This window comes from Stieleria tagensis, from assembly GCF_024129865.1.
Taxonomy (GTDB): domain Bacteria; phylum Planctomycetota; class Planctomycetia; order Pirellulales; family Pirellulaceae; genus Stieleria; species Stieleria tagensis.
In genome coordinates this window covers 1-19677 of the sequence record NZ_JAMYFE010000150.1, presented here as the reverse complement: position 1 = coordinate 19677, position 19677 = coordinate 1, and the positions used below count along the sequence as shown (strand labels likewise).

2 protein-coding genes are annotated in these 19677 nt (G+C 52.8%); both read left to right on the top strand.

Translation table 11 applies throughout. The features are described 5' to 3' along the window. The coding region (locus tag NHH03_RS26765) for a hypothetical protein (protein WP_253161425.1) at positions 1 to 1228 on the top strand (1228 nt) is incomplete at its 5' end. Positions 1229 to 1929: 701 nt separating this feature from the next. After that, positions 1930 to 19677 (top strand): Calx-beta domain-containing protein (locus NHH03_RS26760; protein ID WP_253161424.1); only part of this gene is annotated, 17748 nt, incomplete at its 3' end.

Here is a 19677-nt window from a genome sequence, read left to right as displayed (position 1 = left end):
CGATGGAAAAGTGAAGAAAGAGCATGTCGGACGCTTAAACGATCCGAAGGTGAATCACTTGCTGCGAAAATCAAACGTCAATCAAGCCATGGTGAAGCGATCAACCGAATCTGAAACCCTGTTGATGCAGCAGAGCATTGAGATCGATTCCGTGATGGAGGCCCTGGCGCTGTTCGTTGATTCGCTGCCCAAATTGCTTCTGCTGGATCCGTTCATGGATTGGCAGCCAACGACGGTGCCGCCTATCGGATCTGGCTGTCCTGACGTGGGACGCTTCAAACATGCCCTCAACACACTTCCACCCAAAAGAACACTTCGGCAATGGTGCAAGCGAGCCCGAACGGGCGACCTCAAGGCGGACCGCCAGTTGCGGAAGATTGTCGATGCGACGCAAATCATGCTCAACGGCCTAGAAGAACAGATTCAATTTGTCAGTTTAGCCCTGATCGACAGTCTGGCATCCGGATCGCACCTGATGTCGATTGCTCTGAAGCAACGTATTCGCTCGCTACGAGAGTCTGTGGAGCCATTGGAGACTGGACCCGATTTCAATCTCCAACTGCTCGATCTCCACACAATCGTTCGCTGGGACGTGCTGCGGTGCTGCCTACTGGCATCGCTGCCCTGTCTGGCGAACACGCGAGCGAGTCGTTTTCAAAAGTTTGCTGACCGCTCGCTGCGGCGACTCCAAAAGTTCATCCGCAATCTGCCTGCAATCGACGAGTGCAGCAAGCCGGTGCCAACGAAATGTGGCACCGGACCAGACGCCGCGACGGACCAGACGTCATCGATCGATCAATTGCCATCCGCATCGACCCAGCAATTGCTGCAAAGTCTTTGCCGCTTGGCAGCAGCTGGAAACGCCGATGCGAAAGAGTATCTTGAACGGCTTGTCATTCAATATCCGGCTGCGGTGGATTCGATTACAGATCTACCCGATTTTGCGAGGAAAACAATTATTCAGCGAGCGTCGTTTTGCACTGACGAACTCAAGCAGTCGTTCAATCAATCGGTGATCGAACTGCGTGACTCAGTTCGCTCAAACTCCAGCCAGGATCCCTGGAATCAGCTGTTGGTGGATGCCGCGATCATTTGTGCAATGGATTCGATTTTCAACCACTTGGCAGCCGCCATACCGAATCAGTCCAGCAGCGCAGTCAACCGACACACCGACTTCGCCGACCGAGCAAAAAGCCGACACGAGCAACTCACGACGTTGATGAAATAGATCATGGTTGGCACCGAAGCAATCCCACGTTCACCACTCTATAACTCGATCTGCATGCGATTGTCCGCTGGGACGCACTGCGATGCTCGCTGCTGGCGGCACTGTTACTCTCTGCTCGCCAAACCATGGCAGAAACGATCCTGCTGCTCGTTTCCTTGCCCTGACAGGGCGATCAAATGGGGTGCAGAACATAAATTAGTTTCTTCAATCGGTGACAAATTTGTTGCAAGTGAACATTGCAGTTCGTTATGTTCGGGCAAAACAATCCTCTTCGCAGAGGATCTAGTCAATTTGCAACGGGGTAGCGATTTCATGAAATCATTGTTTTTAACCCTAACGGAACAGACTTCTCGTTCCGTTCTTGTCTTTCTCGTTCTGAAACGTCATCGACGTAGGTATCTCGAAGCTTCTGCTGATTGGCGAAGTATCGCCTGCAGCCTTTAAGCCTCGATTCGTTTCGCTATAGGCGACTTCTTGGTCGCTCACAAATGCTGGCGGGTTGCCTGTCCATCGGGGCTGCACGCTTTGTGTGAGCAAGGGGCCGTGATTGATGTCGTCATGCCTGGTGAAAATCTATGACTGCGTAGTAAACGCACGTCAAAATATTTTCTGGTTATCGGACATTTTTCCAAGGCGGTACTGACATGTCACGACGCAGAACATGGATCACTCACCTGCTAAGACGTCACAAACGAGAAAAGGTGCGGCGACGCAAACATCGACATCTGGCCGAACAACTCGAACAGCGTCAAATGCTGGCAGCGGACCTGGAAGGCGACAGTATTGCCTCGGCATTTTTCGTTGCGCTGACTCCAGGTACGATGGTGGAGTTGGATGCGACGATCGGCGATGGAAACCACGCAAGCAAAGATGTGGATTTGTTTCGCGTTGATATGACTAGCGGCCAATCGATCGAAGTTGATGTTGATGGATCGTACTTTGATGACGGCACCTATGGCGGACTCCCGATCAGCTATCTAAGGGTTTTTGACTCCAGTGGGATGCAGTTGCAGTACAACAGCAGTGCTTCTTCTTCAAACGATTTCGTCTATGCAAGCTACGACAGTTACCTGTCGTTCACTGCCCCATCGACAGCTAGCTACTACATTGGTGTAAGCTCGGGATACAATTCATCATATAACCCCAACACGCCCGGTTCCGGTAGCTATGGACCCACCGGACCCTACAAACTGCAACTGCTCGCCAATGGATCGGCCGCACCGAGCCTAAGCGTGGGTGACGTCGTCATCGCCGAAAACGCCGGCATCGCATCGTTCCAACTCACTCTCAGTCAATCGCTTGGCAGCAGCGTTACTCTTGATTTTGTTACGGGTGATGGGACAGCGCTCGCGACAAGCGACTACTCGGCGACCAGTGGATCGTTAACCTTTGCGGCGGGAGAAACAAGTAAGTCCGTTCAAGTATCGATAACGGATGATAGCGACTTGGAAGCTGAGGAAACATTTGATTTGACCGTTTTCAATGTGACCGGTGTCGCAGTTTTGGACGCTACAGGCGTTGCAACAATCCAAGACAATGAGACGCCACCGGTCGATCTGCCAGGCGATCATTTGTCGGATGCAATGGTGCTTTCGTTGCAAGCCAACGTTCAGGAAGAAATTAATGAAGCCATCGGCGATGGGGACTTTGCAGCAAGCGATGTTGACTTGTACCGCTTTGACCTGATTGAGGGACAGTCGCTAAGTATCGACGTCGATGCCCACTACTACGATGACCAAACGATGGGTGGGCTCAGCAATAGCTTCTTGCGAGTCTTCGACAACGTTGGGACACAATTGCAAAGCAATAATAATGCCTCTTCCAGTAACGATTATTATGCAGCATACAATGACAGCTACTTGAATTTCACAGCTGCCAACTCTGGGACTTTTTACTTTGGAGTCAGTTCGTACTACAACACGTCCTATGACCCAACCACCGAGGGGACTGGGCACTCAGGACCGACTGGTGACTACAAGCTTCAGTTGCTACTCAGCCCTCCACCTGGTCCCGCGCTAACATTCAGCGACACAATCGTTGACGAAGATGCTTCATCTGTTGTTTTTCAAGTTTCACTCAGTGAACCTATCAGCGATCCGGTCACGCTCGACTACAGGACTGAGGATGTCACGGCAGTGGCACCAGGAGATTATACGTCAAAAAGCGGGCTGCTGTATTTCTCGCCCGGTGAGACGATTAAATCGGTTGTTGTGCCCATTTTAGATGATGGCGTTAGCGAATTTAACGAGACATTCCGATTGGTGGTCTCCAATGTTTATGGTGCGGCGATCAGCAGAAATTTTGCGACCGCTACAATTGACGATAACGACGCGCTGCCTCAAGACGTCGTCGGCGACACCATGTCAATATCTCACGTCGTGACCTTTGACACGAATGAGGAGTTCGAATTCGATGGTTATGTCGGCAACGGCACCAGCGGTGCCGGTGATGTTGATATGTTTAGAATCGATCTTGCATTTGGCGAAGAACTCATCGCCAATGCGGATTCTGATGGGCGCGGTCTGGACAGTTATTTGCGTCTGTTTAATAGTTCTGGTGCTGCGGTTGCTTTTAACGACAACAATGGCGGAAGCGTTGGATCCGACGCTCTACTCTCGTACGTGACGCAGAATAGCGGCACGTATTACCTGGGCGTCTCCTCCGCCGGGAATCAAACGTACAGCCCAACTAATACCGGATCGAACACCTCTGGGGAAACGAGCGGACCATTCCATTTGTCTCTCTCGAAAGCGACCTTCGTCGATACACCGGAAATTGAGGTTTACATCGGAGGCCTCTCAATCTCCCAAGGCGATACGATCGACTTGGGTGCGTTTGCACAAGGGGCCAGTCCTAACCGGAAGGTCAAGATCATCAACAAAGAGGCAAGTGCAATCTCTCTGGTTGAGCCAATCAACGTGTCCACACCTGCTGCTTTGATCAACTCCTTCGAAAACAATCCTCTCGGAGCAAGCGACGGTCTGAATGATGGATTTGATACGACAGTCTTCGAGATTCAACTCGACGCTCAGTCCATAGGTGACGTCTCCGCGACTGTTTCTTTCGGCGTTGGCCCGGGCAACTTCAGTTTTACCCTTCAATATTCCGTCTACCAACCGAGTGCAGCTTTGTCGCCCGATGATCCGATCACAATTCGATCGCGACTCAACTGGTACTCGACCGATCAAGACGAAACGCTCGTTGTGACCGACCCAGGCTTCCTAGCCAATGACATCGATAACGAAAACGATTCCCTAAAAGCCGCGATTGTCTCTCAGCCGCGATTTGGAACACTCGTAGTCAACGATACTGGTGCCTTCGAGTACACGCCATTTCCAGGGTTTTCAGGCACAGATTCCTTTCGCTACCGAGCATTCGATGACTCCGACTCAGCTGATGTACAGCATGGGCCTCCGATCAGCGTTACGATCGAAGTGCTTGATACTCAGCCGACGCTCCTGGACATAAACGAAAAACCGGCGGTAATTCAAGTCAACAGTGCAGCAGATGTCACCAATCCCACGGCGGGAGCGATAACACTCCGAGAAGCAGTTTCCCAGGCCAGCTCCAACGGGGCTGAAAAAACAATCATCAAGCTTCCTGAAACACTCGGGTCCATTCGACTGCTTCTGGGTGAAATCGTCATTGGCACCAATATTGAAATCGAAGGAAGCACAAGTGGCACAGAAATCTGGACGGATGGTGATTTCCGTTTGTTTCGCATCGAGGCCAATGCGAACGCTAGATTTTCTGATCTGATTCTCGCCGGGCGGCAAGTCAGCGGCGACCCAGGCAGGACTGCGACCAACCTGTCTGGCGGTGCGGTATACAACTCCGGAACGCTGGACATGCAGCGTGTCTTTGCCCACGGACACTCTCTGGTCGGATCGTCCGCGCGTCGCGGCGGTGCTGTTTTCAATGCCAATGGCGCCACTTTGTCGATTAGCGAAAGTACGTTGACAGATAACTTTGCCGCGATGGATGGAGGCGCAGTTTATAACTCGTTGAATGGGACACTTTTTTTGCTGAACACGACCATCAGCGGAAACACGGCGGCTGTTTGGGGTGGGGGTGTTTACTCGGTAGGCGACGCGGAGATCATTTCGTCCACGTTAGCAGAAAATAAAGCGAACACAGGGGCAAACTTTGCTTCGTTGGGTTCTGTTTCTTCGGCCAACTCCATCTTTTACTCGGGCATCAGTTCGTCTGACTTTGAAGGCCAAATTGCATCGCTCGGCGGAAACATTGTTGGTGATGCCACGGATGCTACAGGGTTTAGTATGACGCTCGGCGATCAATATGGTGATAGCTCCAGTCCGCTGGATCCTCTGTTGGGGCCGCTTCAGTTCAACGGGGGCATGACACCTACCCACATGCCGTTGGTGGGAAGTCCAACCATCGACCAGGGAGTGGATGTCTATTCATACGCGGATCAACGCGGAGCGGCTCGGGTGGTTGATGGCCTGGAGCTTGGAGCCGAATCCGATATGGTTAGAACCATTGATGTTGGTGCAGTGGAATTCGGCACTTTTTTCGTGAATTCATTAGACGATTGGGTCGACGCAACGCCGCTGGGAGACGGCCGTGTGGATATCGACCTGGCGACTCCGGGAGACCAGGTTTCACTTAGAGCTGCTGTACAGGAACACTCGGCACTGGCTGGCTCTTATTCTCAACCAAGCGTTGCAACCGGAGCCTACGAGGCAACAATCCTCTTTGACGGTAATGCAGACTTGGTCGTGCCACTTGACTTGAGAGGGGCTGATGAAGAGCGATCGCAGACTGGCGACTTGGACTTGTACGGGAACATTGAGATCCGAGGAAGTCTTGTCGACGGCGCTACTCGTCAGGTTACTGTACAGGGCACCTGGCAAGAAGTCCTATTGGAGAGCTTCAATCACGACCGCGAGTCCTTCGCGGGTTTCGACCGTGTGTTTCACGTACATCCGAATTCGATCGTTGAGCTTGCTTCGCTACAGATTGCCGATGGAGTAGCGATGTTTGGTGACGGACATGCCGGTGGAGGTGGGGTACTCAATGACGCTGGCACTTTGTTCCTAGTCGAGACGTTCGTCAACGATAATTTCGCAGATTTTGGTGGGGGTGTTTTCAGTGCAGGAGCAACGACGGTTGTTGAGCGAGGATCCAGCGTTGAATCAAACTTTGCAGCCGACGGAGCCGGGTTCTATTTAGAATCAGGCGAGGCGTCCTTCTTCGATAGTACGCTTGAGCACAATTTGTATTCTCGCTATGGAGGCGGAATCTTTGTTGCCTCAGGAAACGCCTACGTCGGTGATGGGACGGCCATTTCGAGGAACGAGTTGCAGGCCCAAAGCGACGATGGGTCGACGATGCATAACAACGCTCAAGACGGCGCAGCAATCTACCTTCACGACGGCGATACGATCATCGACCGTGCCTCGATTCGCGCAAACGGGGGCCTTAGCTCCTACACGTACGTCGGCGCCGACATCCTCGCCCACTACACCGATCGAATCGAGGATGCATTTTATCAGTCCAACGAAATCCTCGTCGATGTAGACGCTCGACTGGATGTCCACGACTCCCACTTTGCTGACCAATACGACATCCGCTTTCTCAATTCGTCGGCGATGATCGACAACTATTTCGCGCCGATGGTGATTCTCAATTCAGGAACCACCACCGTGAGCGGATCCACTTTTTCGTCCAACGAGCGCCTGTTTGCCAACTTTCGCACCGGGAACATGACGATACGTCAATCTGAGTTTCTGGACAACAAAACGCAGCGATACACAAGATCCGCAGCGAACCACATGTACCTTCCTTCAATTGACGGCCTTGCCGGACCCGGGGAAGGAACATGGCTGGATGCCGACGGAAACGGTAGTTTTCCTTACGCACAGCTCTACGGCGAAGCCCCTTTGCTCGATGCATCGATTCAAAACTTGGGAGGAAAAGTGACAATCGTCGATTCAGGGTTCCGGGGCACTGCGGACGGGCCGATCGAATACCAGAACCTAGCACGGCATTCAATTGTTAACCTAGGTGTTACGGCGGAAATGGAAATCGTTCGAACAATGATCGACCACAACCTGTCAGATACCTATCCCGTACTGCTTAATGAGAACGGTACGCTGGAGTTTCGAGACTCGACATTCAGCAACAACTACTCCACGGGACTGGAATGGCGGTGGAATAGTCCCATTCACCATTTGGGACACGGTGAGTTCCTAGGTTCCGTGGAAGATTTTGAACCTGTCTTGACACAGGAAGCGGGAGTCGATGGCAATGGAGATCCAGAGCAAACGCTTCATGTCTCATCTGCCAAAGGCTTCTTAGGTCTTGATACGCCTTTTGAGATTAGCGTGAATGATGACGTCTTCATGCTCAATAGCGTTGATGAGGTGACTCAAACACTGGACGTGACACGTGTGAACTCAAACGTAATTCCGACCAACACAGTAGTTGCCAACGCCAACATCGACGCCGACTACCGCGTCGACGGCTTGCATGTTAACGGGGCGGTCGGACCGGATGATCATCAGGTCCAAGTCGTCAACATCGATCCTTTCTTGCGGTTCAGTCTACCCCTTGAGATCGCCATCGGGAGCGAGCGCATGACCGTCCTGGAAATCGATCCTTCCAGTAGCACCCTGACGGTTGACCGCCCATTTCCACGCCCCATCGATACTTTGGAGCGGATCACACTGTACACAGAAAACAGCAGCGAATTGCTGGTGGATGACGTTGATAGCTATCAGCATCATTCGTTCCCAATGGACGTGATTATCGCGGTCTACGACGAAGATCGAAATCTGTATACGCCTTTTCCAGATCAGTATTCGCTACACCAGCGACTGTACCCGCCAGAAGACGCACTTCCACCTTTGGCGCAGATGGTTAATTCAGAAGTCGAACGAGTGCTAACCGACACTCGAGGAGGAAACACCGCCGTCAAGTTCCCTTCGATCAAACCGAGAGTGTCAGCAATGGAAGTCGTGACGGTTACTGGAATTGATCCCTCTCGCGGAGTCTTGCACATCGAGCGTGGTCGCCGGGGAACCATCCCGATCAGGTTTGACCAGGGAGCACATCTCTGGGCACTTCCCGGCGGGATGACGGTGACCAATTCGACCATCAGCGACAATGCTGTTCTGCCTAACTTTTACATCAACGGGACCGTCGATCCCCCCACTGATTCGACTTACTACAATCCTGACCAAGCTGTGCTTCGCAGCGTTGTTACCGACTTTGCTCCCTCGACAGTAATCGAGAATTCGACGTTTGCCGATAGCGGGTCATACGGCAAAGTCGCCTCGGTATCAGCCATTCGGACGTCGATGTTTGCCGGTGACAACCCAACACGATACGCGAATTATGACTATCGCTTCTACCAGCCAGTCGACCCCGGCGGCGACGAGGCTGGTTGGGCGGAACATGGGTTTTTGGATCTCGGCGAAAAGTTTGTCCAAGACACGTTGGGACTGGTTATCGAAAACTCAGTGCTGACAGGGGCCAGCGTGCACCATGCCTCAACGGGGTTCGGCACCGGTGAAATGGGCGAACTCCCCGAATCGCAACGCTTCCAGAACTATATCGAATCTTTGATGCCGGATGAACGCATCGAACTCGAACTACTTAAGGAATGGGCGGGCGCATCTGAAGAAGGGGAAGAGGAGGAGGAGGTTCTACCTGGAAATACAGTGCCAGTCTTAACCTTACAATCTGCGTGGATTGAATCGCCAACCAACATTCCCAGCAACCTCGACATCCCCCGACTTGCATTGCTGTTCGTTGACGACGACAACGTGATCACGGACGCTGGATTCACTTCGCAAACGGCAGGTCAACCCGTCGCTACAGGCTTCGCAGGTGACTCGCTCTCATTTGAAAACTCGGCAAATCCGACGGAGGTAAAATGGAACTTTCAGCAGGTGCCGGCCGGCGTCTATGAAGTTGCAATTCCATTGGATTCCGCTGCCCCCATTGGATTCCCTGTTGAGTTTGTAAATGACGCCAATGGCAATCAATTGCTTAGCTTGACGTTCGACGCCCTGACAAGAGCGTTGTCACCAATCGACATTAGCGAGACGAGGATTACATTTTCGGACGAATTCCGACCAGGATTGCGAATCCAAGTCGGATCGGAGCAACTTCGTGTTCTCTCTGTAACCGACAATCTGAACGGCACAATCACCTACGACGTTCAACGAGGTGCTTATGGTACCTCTGCCCAATCATATCCCGTCGGAACAGAAGCAATTGCCTTCAATCGAGTTTCCTACGATCCGCTTACCAGGAAAAAATGGTTAGTTTTGCATGACAGCCTCCCTGTCATGGACACCTATATTGACCCTCAATATGATCCGGAAGACGAGTCGAAATGGGAGCATTTGCCCAGTGATCTGACGGTCAAAATGTTGTTTCCGGCCGGCGAAGGAATTGCGGATGCCGTACGACTTCGGCAGATCAGCCACACGGTGACTCCTGCCATTTTAGAAACCCTCGAGGGACTTGACACTACGCCCAGCGGCAATGATTCGGTGGACGGCGCGGTTGAGGGACTTTACGATTTCCAAACTTCGCTGGCGTTTACTGAAGCACCTATGTGCGATCCAGCAGGAAGTATGCAATATCAAACGACCACCCATGGCGAATCCACTTGGCAGATCGACGACGTACCAAAAGGGCGTCACTACATATTGGCCTCTTGGCCGGCCACCAACACGTCCCCATTGGAAATCACCAATGACTCCTCCCGCGATCACTCCTGGTATTTGGCTCATGACTTTATGTCCAACGGTGGCAGCTACGAAATCAGTTTGCCTGGAAGTCCTCCATCAGGTGTGGAAGCAGCCGTTTGTGTAACGCACACTGCAAACATCATTGACCGGTACCAGGCGGCTTACCTAAAAAACGAAGAACCTCCCGAGGAAAACCGCTACGAGTTTAATACCCCTTCGATTTCTGAACGTTTGCGAAAAATCGCGGACGATTCCCACGCCGTCATCAGTGGCAATAGCACACTCGAAGATTCTGCATCGAGTTTTGCCGGTTCCCATACCGTCCTGCATGAAAATGCGATCGCTGAATGGACCTTTTCTGGTCTTGCCTCTGGTGTTTATTTCGTATCCTCTTCCTATACGTCGACCCTACCATTCTCAATCTACGCCGACGACGAGTTGGTAAGCCAGGGCCAGCTCAATCCAGACGGCAGTCGATACTACTCCTATCGCGACTTGGAATATGATTTCGCTACGGGAGACTCCCCAGATGGTTCCTTCGAAGAATCATTTCGAGATAATGAATACTATTTGAAACAATCGTACCTCGATCGGTATCTTGGTGTTTCGATACCGGCGTACGAACCCGAGCGTCAGCAGCTATTGCAGTCACATTCTCAACGATGGATTGCCCTGGATCGTGTGACTACGGCGGAAGAGTTGACAGTTCAAATTCATGGGACGATCGATGGTATTCCGGCTGACGCGATTCGGATTGAACAGATCGCCAGTGGTGACGCGGATCTCGCCATCCTGTCCGATCATGGTGATGGCCTGGGCGGTCGGAGAGCCAACAATGGCAGCCCAATTGTCGATCAGGCCAGCGAAACACTGTTGTTTGGAATCAGCGACCGTCTCGCTTCGCACCTAACGGACGACTATCACGACAATCGGCTATATGTGCAAAATCCTGAGCGTTTCCTACGCACTGAAGCCAATCTGGACGTTCCGGATTTCCCCTACGAGATCACAATTGGCTCGGAGCGTCTTTCCGTACGAGGATGGGACTCTCTGGAAGGTGCCTTGATTGTGGAACGCGGTCTCTACGGAACGGGCCCCCAGTTTCATCCCCAGGATCATCCTCTGAACTATGGCTTTGCCGGCCAACGCATCCAGCTACTTGAACAATTTGCACTTGGGGAAACCTCTGTCCTGGTTCAACCGTTTCATATCCCCAAGGCTAGACAGTTCGAAGTCCAGGTCATGGACGAACGTATGCTGGTCACCGACGTGATAGACAATTTTGATGGAACCTACACCATTGATGTGATTCGGAGCGCCCGGGGAACGCAAGGCATCAGCGACATCCCGGCGACCGCCACACTGTTCCTCGCCGTTGATCAGATGGGAGCCAATCGATTCGTTGACGGTGACCACCGGGGTTCGGTGGCGATGGACTTCGGTGCCGTTGAATCACTAAGCATAGAAATCACAAGCAGTACAGCGGATATCCCCGACGTCGATGCGGGTGACGGGATGATTGCGACCGCAAATGGCGATCGCACATTGCGTGCCGCAGTAATGGAAGCCAATGCTTTCGGCGGCAAGGCGGTTATCCAACTCAGTTCTGGCACATATTCGTTGGCTGCACCCGACATCCTGGCCGACGAAGCAACTGGTGATATCGATATCACCGGTTTTGTATCGATTGTCGGGTCCGGAAGTCATTCAACCATCATCGACGCACAGCAATTGGATCGCGTTTTCGAAATTCACCCTGGCGGAATCCTTTATCTTGAAGGTGTCCAAGTGACTGGTGGCGTGGGCGGTTTGCCAGGAGGTGCTGTCTACGTCGACAACGGAACATTCCATTCATGGGATTCCGTATTTATTAATAATGCGGCCAGCGATGGGGGAGCGATCTACGCCGAGTCTTCCAACATCTCTCTTGGCCGTGTTTCACTGATTGACAACCAAACAACAGGAACCGGAGGCGGATTGTACCTGTCGCAGTCCACCGCGGTGATTAAGAACACAACGTTCTCTGGCAACGCCGCCACGGCGGACGCTGGCGCGGTCTATGTATCGAAGGGCTCAGACATAGATCTCGAATTCGTCACGATCGCTGGCAATCAAGCGCCGCAAACCAGTGGAATTATTTCCGAGGGTAAGACCGCAATTCGATCAAGTCTCGTTGGCGGAAACACACTTTCCGTGGTCGACTCTGCTGATATCAAAGGAAATTTCATTTCCGCTGGGTACAACTTTATCGGCGCGCTTGGTCAGCAACCGACTCAGGTCTACGACGTTGATATTCAGGCAAACACGGTCACGGTTACCGATCCGTTCGGACTGCCACAGGTGCCGTTCGGCATTCTCGTTAACGAGCACAGTTTCACTGCTACCAGAGTCGTCGGAAACGTCATCCACATCAATGAGAGCCTTCAAATTGCGTCACCTGTCAACTGGACCCAAATCCCGCCGGGCACAGAGGTTCGATTCGATTCATTTTGGAATAACGATAAAGTTGGCACACCGCAGAATGTATTGGATCCATTGCTACTGCCATTGAATTCGGGGACGTGGACGCACACCCCCGATGTGCAAAGCCCACTGATCGACTCCGGCCCAGTGGCGGAAGGCAAGATCCAACTGACAGACCAGCGGGGGAGCGTTCGGTATGTGGACATGGCATACGGAAACTTGCTGCCCTCGGACATTGGTGCCTTGGAAATCACCAATCACCTTGCTTTCACGCAAAATCATGTCATCCGACAAGAAAAAGGCATCGGACAAACCCAGTATTATGATTTTGAGCTGACTCGAAGTGATTCTAGCGAAAGCCTTGCCGTCAGCTACAAAGTTTCCGGTGTTGGTCTGGATCCCGCTGGGATCGACGATTTTGTCGGCGGACTCATGCCCAAGGGACGTGTCGTGTTTGCTCCTGGAGAGACCAGCAAGACGATTACAATTGCCGTCGCCGGGGATGATCACTTCGAGTACAACGAGCAGTTTCAACTACAGATCAGCGGTATTTCCCGTCCTGTAACACTCAATTATCCAACTGTTGGAGCAACGATTGTGAGTGATGAGGTCTTGATCGACTCGATGCAGTTGGTCATCTCCGAACCTCAAAATGCCGACCAGGACGTTTCGGGTGACTATTCGGTCGGTGACACGTTGACCTATGACTTCACTCTGACCAACACAGGTACCGTTGCCCAGCGATACATCGAGATCACTGCGACTCCGGTTGACCTGGATTCTGAGTCGCTTAGCTACCTCCTGGGCGGGGAGGGTCACGTGTTCACCGGAACCCATATCATCACGCAAGCGGACATGGACGGGGGAACCATCCAGATCCTGGCGGAAGTTATCACGGAGCATATAATCGATGATCCCATCGAGGCCGAGACCACCACGGTCGTGGCACTGATTCCATCGTTGGCAATCGATTTCGCGGAACCTCAAAACGCCGACAATGATGCTTCCGGTTCCTACAGTACCGGCGACTTCGTGACGTTCACCGTGATGGTGACTAACGACGGTCCAGTGCCGCAAACCAACGTCCAGGTCTCAACCAACCTAGGCGGTAGCTTGATTAGTTGGCCCCTGATCGATCCCGGCGAGACTTTTCAGCAGACCTTCACCTATCAAGTCACATCTTCCGATTCCATGGCAGGCGGTTTGACCTTGAGCGTTGACGTGGTGTCCGATTCGACCAGCATCGCGGTGACTTCGGACAACGAGCTATCCTTTGGCAGTAGTTCCGGTGGTTCGGGGTCCTCCGGTGGAGGAGGTGGTTCAGGTAGTTCGGGACCACCGGATGATGGCAGCGGATCGGGAGCGCCGCCGAACGGTGGTTCCTCCGCACCGGACTATCCACCACCGCCGGGAAGCGGCAGCGGCGAAGGGAATGACCAGGTCGTCGTGTTCTATCATGGTGACGGTACGTTTTCGGTGACGACGTGCGGAGAAGCCTATGGACAAGGGTCGGATCCTCTGGTGTGTAATCCGAAGTCCTACGACGATAGCAAGAAACGGGATCTCAATCCTCCTGATGATGATGAATCACCACCGGATACTTCTCAACCAATCCAGTGGGTGACGCACGAAGATCAAGTCTTTCCGGAGCGTCTGACTGGCACTATTGGCGACGCTGAGACCATCGATCTGGAGTTTCAACAGGGAGTGCTTGTTGAAACCTACGAAGTTTCGCATCGCGGCGAGTTAACATTCAATCCAATCCCGTCCTACTCCATTCCCGACTCAGTGCAGCTATCGGGCGATTTCGAAATCAAGCTCAAGCTATTGGAGCCAAGCTCGGGTTGGGTCAATGAGTATGAAACCGTTTACGACTTTTACCAAGATGGTGATGATGTTAATGGAACCATTGACATCACCAAGGAGGAAGAGCATTTGTCTGTACCACTTGAACACGTGAGGGTGAATTCAGACAACACGGTGACATTCACGCCGCAATTCCCTTCTGCGTTTTTAGAGCCTCGGCGAGATGCCAATGGGAATGTTTATCGATACGATCTTTCGCGTCCCATTATCACCAGTCTTTGGGTCGACTACTCGGACCCTCTGAAGGGTGATGTCCAAATAGGATCTAACATCGTTTCAGAAGTGCTAATTAAGGACGATCTTCCCGTTTTCCGAGGGGATCGCATGCATCGCCCCGAGGCTACAACTGCAAAACTCTACAGTGAGCCGGTCCGAGTCGAGCTGGGTAGCACAGCGAGAATTGATTTGAATGACTTGCTATATGATCCAGATGGCGATCCCATTCTGATCGCAGGTTTCAATGATGGCTCAAACTACGCGGTCAAGACGCGAGGTTTCAAGCTTGGCGACACACAATCCGCCGATGTACACGAGCCCGTTGATGGATATCTTCCGCTAGTAGGTGATATCAATCCAACGGCCAATCAGAGAGCTTCCGACGCGACTTGGCAAGACGACGACGGGAAGTTTCTCATTGCCTCCTTTGCTGGTTCGACGGTACAACTCCACAATCAGCTTTCAATTGACGATGTTAACTCCTCCATGCCCTCGGCAACACGCTGGAATGGAAACACGGGCGCAGAAACTATCTTTTTAGATGTGCTCTTGGCGCCGACCGTTCATAACCCAGTTCGTGTTTTGCAGATCGAAATCGACCCGGCAAAAGAACTGCCCGTCGGCGAAGAGATGGTGGATCAGCCCACTCAGTCTTGGGTATCGACCGTCGACGGGGCTACGGTGGTCGGCGGCAGTGTGCTCTCCGGGAAAGAGCAATTGATTCAGGTTGACGCGGTCGACGTTGGATACAATCGCAGCTTTGAGTTAGTTGGCGATACTCCAGTTGATCTGGTCGGTGGCAGTTTCCTTGTCTCCCATCCGCTGCCTCTGGACGGTTCCGGCGGCACGTCGGAGCTTTCACTTCCGGGATTGATCTACGATTCCTCGACTGTCCACTTGGATGGCAAACAAGTTCCCGTAATTCAAGCTGAAATACGCGTTCCCGATGGGATGGAAGGGGGCGAATGGGTCGACGCCACGCTGACTTGGTATGACGCATTTTCTGAAGTGTCACCGGAATCCCCTTACGGCAATGAAATCACATCTAGCGATTCGTTTAGTTTGAACTTTAGCGAGGGCAAGGACGTGGTTGCGCTGCCTGTAGGACAAGCACCCACGCAGACTGGACTATATAACTGGAAGCTCGAACTCCAAATCGGTGGTTCTGTTTACACCAACTACGGCCAAACGGCCGTGATCGTCCATCAAGGTGACGATGCGATCTTCGGTGATGGCTGGGCCCTGGAAGGCGTCCCCACGCTCAACCTGGACCGCTACGATGGCGGCGTCTCACATTCCTTGTCGTGGAATCGTGACGGCTTTGACGATAGGCTGATCCTCTCTTTTCCCGGTGCCGAACCGATCATCTTCGACTACAGTGACTTAACCGTTGCCGATCTCGCTTTACCGATGGTGCTGCCGACCATTCAGGCGGGATCGAAGTCAAGCGGCATGAATCGCAAGGGGTTCGAAGACGCTCGTCGATACGGCACATTGACAGCCCGCCACGACCCGTTTGATTACGACCATCCGGAGACCCACGACGCAGGCAAGCCGGACGAATTGGTTTACAAAACACCCGATGGAACCGAATACATCTTCTATCGCTGGGAGGTCGACGGCGAAATCCAGTACCTCATCAACCGCATCGAACAACCGGGTATTGATTTTGATCCCGAAACATCGCCCTCGGCTGCCCAGCGCCGCGGTGTATCGTTTGAACGTGAAACGGCGACTCAAGACCGTGGTGATTTGACTGCAATTGTCGCCTCTGATGGCCAGAAAGTGCTGCTGAATCGAACCGGTGATGTCGTCACCCAGTTCGAACTTGAAAACCTCAGCTATACTGTGAATCTGGAGTACACATCACAAAACGGCTCGCAGTACCTGCATCAAATCAACCACAACAATTCCGTGACTGGCGGATCCGGACAAACCACAGTCGATCGTATTCGGCAATTCGATTACACCGAAGGCCAGCTGACGAACGTTCGCTGGGTCGTTCAAGATAGCCTACAGACTGTGAACACGAAGTTCACCTACTCACGCACAGCGTCTGACGCTCTGCTGGGATTAGCCAAAATCACCATCGGTGGACCGACAAATCAGCTTCTTACTGATATCGTCCCCGCGGCACTAGCCGGGATGGTCCAGCGACCCGCCCAGGCGGGCGGTGTCCCACTGGATCCGCTGGTCGCCAAAACCGTAACCGTCTCCGGGTTTGAGAAGCTTGACGAGAACTGGGACGCTCAGCCTATCTCTGGCGACAAAGAAATTCGCTACACCATGAACCTCCATGGACATCTTGGTAAAGTCGAGTCCCTGTTTGCGAACCAAACGCTTACCACTGAATCATGGGAGCGTGACGTGCTGGGTAACCCAGTTGTTTTTACTAGTAGCGACCAGTACGAGACTCGCTACCGATATGACTACCAGATTGCGCCAACCTACCAGGACACCGACCCTGGCACCGCCGATGGGTACTGGCAATACGATCCCGACGACTATCGGGGAAATCTCACTCATCGGTCCAAACTGGCCGCAACAGACGTGTTTCACTATGAAACGGATGACGAACAACTCGACGCGTTGGGGCTATTGATCACCAGTGGCACCGTCTCCGCTGGAGTGTGGACGGGGAGAACCGAATACACTCGTCAAGTTGATGGGCGGCTGACCAAGAAACGCACCATCCGCGGTGGAGACCAGCAAACCACCAACGAAGCTGGAAAGGATGCCGTGGAGACTTGGGAGTACCATCCTGTTGGCGAAGATGGAAACATCGGGCGACTGAAACAGTCAATCGATACGCGGGGCTTGGAGACCGATTATGTCTACCGAACTGATGGAAAACTAGAAAAGACTACGGTCAAAGACTCGGAATATTCTGAGAACCACGAAACGCACTATGGCTATGATACACTCGGATTTATCAATGAGATCACATCCAAAGATTCGGGAGCAATCGTCGGTGTAACAAACTTCGTCTACGACAAGACGGGGCTTAACCTGGCTAGTTTGATTGAGAACGACTACGGAACGATATTGCAGGCTCAGGAATTTGAGTACAACGCCGATGGTCGTGTGGTGGCGACGGTAGCTCCGTTGTTCAACGCGACTGCCGGCACCGACGAAGACGTACGTGAAGTATGGAAGTACAACGATGCTGGAATGTTGACTGAACATGTTGCTGCCCAGTCCGCCGCGTATCGGATCTACTCGTCGAGTTCACTGACCTCCGTCGATGTGTCGCGGACAACGAAATTCGAATACTACAACGATGGCACCTTAAAGAAGGTCTTCCACGACGATGGTGATACCCTCGACGGAATAACAACCCAGTATTACTTTGATCCCGTCTCACGGTCAAAGTGGGTTTCCCACAACCAGATCGCTGGCGACATTGGTTTCGCGGACGAAAAACACATCACCAAGTCCATACTCAATGACTTTGGTGAAATCCGTGAAACCCAATTCAATCTCACCAATGACACGACCGTCACCGGTGTGAATGAAAAATCGTATCAATCCAGCTACCCGACCCAGACCACAATCGCCGGCCTACAACCCTTTACGGCCAACGGTAGGATTGACAGCAACGGCTTGGGTCAGACGACGGTACAAAAAGATCCGTTGACCTACTCAACAAGCCAATACGATGAACTTGGCTTTACCACCAAGTTGACCGATCACCGCTATCAAACGCCCTATCTCATCGTCGAAACCAATGCCGCTGGGGATGTGCTCAAGCAAACTGAATCCCGCTTCACCCCCGATGGCTCCGGTGGTTACACAAAGCAAGACTTCGAAACGACCTTCAAATACGACGAACGGGGACGTCTACGAGAAACCAAAGATCCGTTAGCCACCGTTGAACCTGGTACCGCGGCGGCGACGATTGACTATCAATATGAAAGTTCATTTGATCCATCAGACCCCTCGCGCGGTGGCGCCACGAAAGTCATTGCCACCTCGCGCACCGGTGAAGTGACGATCCAGTGGCTGGATGCTGCAGACCAGTTAGTACGAAGCAAGAATGCTGCCGGGGCGATCACCGACTACCAGTACGACAAGGGTGGGAGGTTGATCGGACAGACGATCATGCCCAGCGAATCCGGCCTGCCGACGGCCAATGTTGAATTTCAATACGACCAGCGCGGTCGGCTGCGCAATACCGTCACCATGCTCGGCTCGCACACGATTTTCAACGCGGTGGACTATTTCGACTATGAGAGTCCCTATAGCGGCTGGCACCAGATCGAGTATGTCACGCTTGCTGGTGATGGAAGCGGGATCATTCCTAGTGAACATCGCCTGCGCCGTGCCACTCGTACCCGCATTGACTCTCAAGGTTCCCCGATCATTGTCCAGGTTCCCGATCCAAACGACATAATCGCCTCGGACGATGTCCCAACGACGATATACTACTACGACTACTCGCCCGGCAGCGTCCAGGTCGAAACAGCATCCTTCCCGGCGACAAATCATTACGATTTGTCTCTGCCCACGCCCTCCGATACCTCTCAGGTCCGCAAGACTAGAACACTCAGACGTAGCGACGGGGTGCTGATCAATTCTGAGTACTGGGAAGCGGTTACCGATCACAACGGCACCTTGCAGCCCGCAAACTGGGTTCTCGAAGCCTACAACAACTACGACGAGGTTACTGGTCGCCTGGAAACGTCGTTCAATGGGGCTGGGCATGGAACGGACTACAGTTATGATCCGCTTACCGGGCAGATCTCGCAAATTGATAGCCCCAACGGGGAGGTCATCCAGTTTCACTATGACTCCGCGGGCAATCGCACCCGATTAGCCTACGACACCGGCGTTCCGATCGAAGAAGGTCAGGAACCGACCGAGGGTGGGGGCGATACGCAGTGGCAATACGATGCGTTGAACCGTCCGACCTCTGAGATCGCCCTTGGTGCGACCGGTGCGCGCACTTGGCAGTATGAAGGCAACGCGACCAAGTACAACGACCGCATCGGTGTCTTGCACACCACCGTGGTCGACCCAGCTGCGGGCACAGTCACGATCGATGCCGCCGACGGCACCCTGCAATACGACCGAGTCGTCCATTACACCAGTGTCGGCGGGCTAGAGAGCATCTTTGAATCCCTGGTGGATTCCGGTGCCACGGTGTACGACTCTTTCTTCCAGTATGATAACGACGTT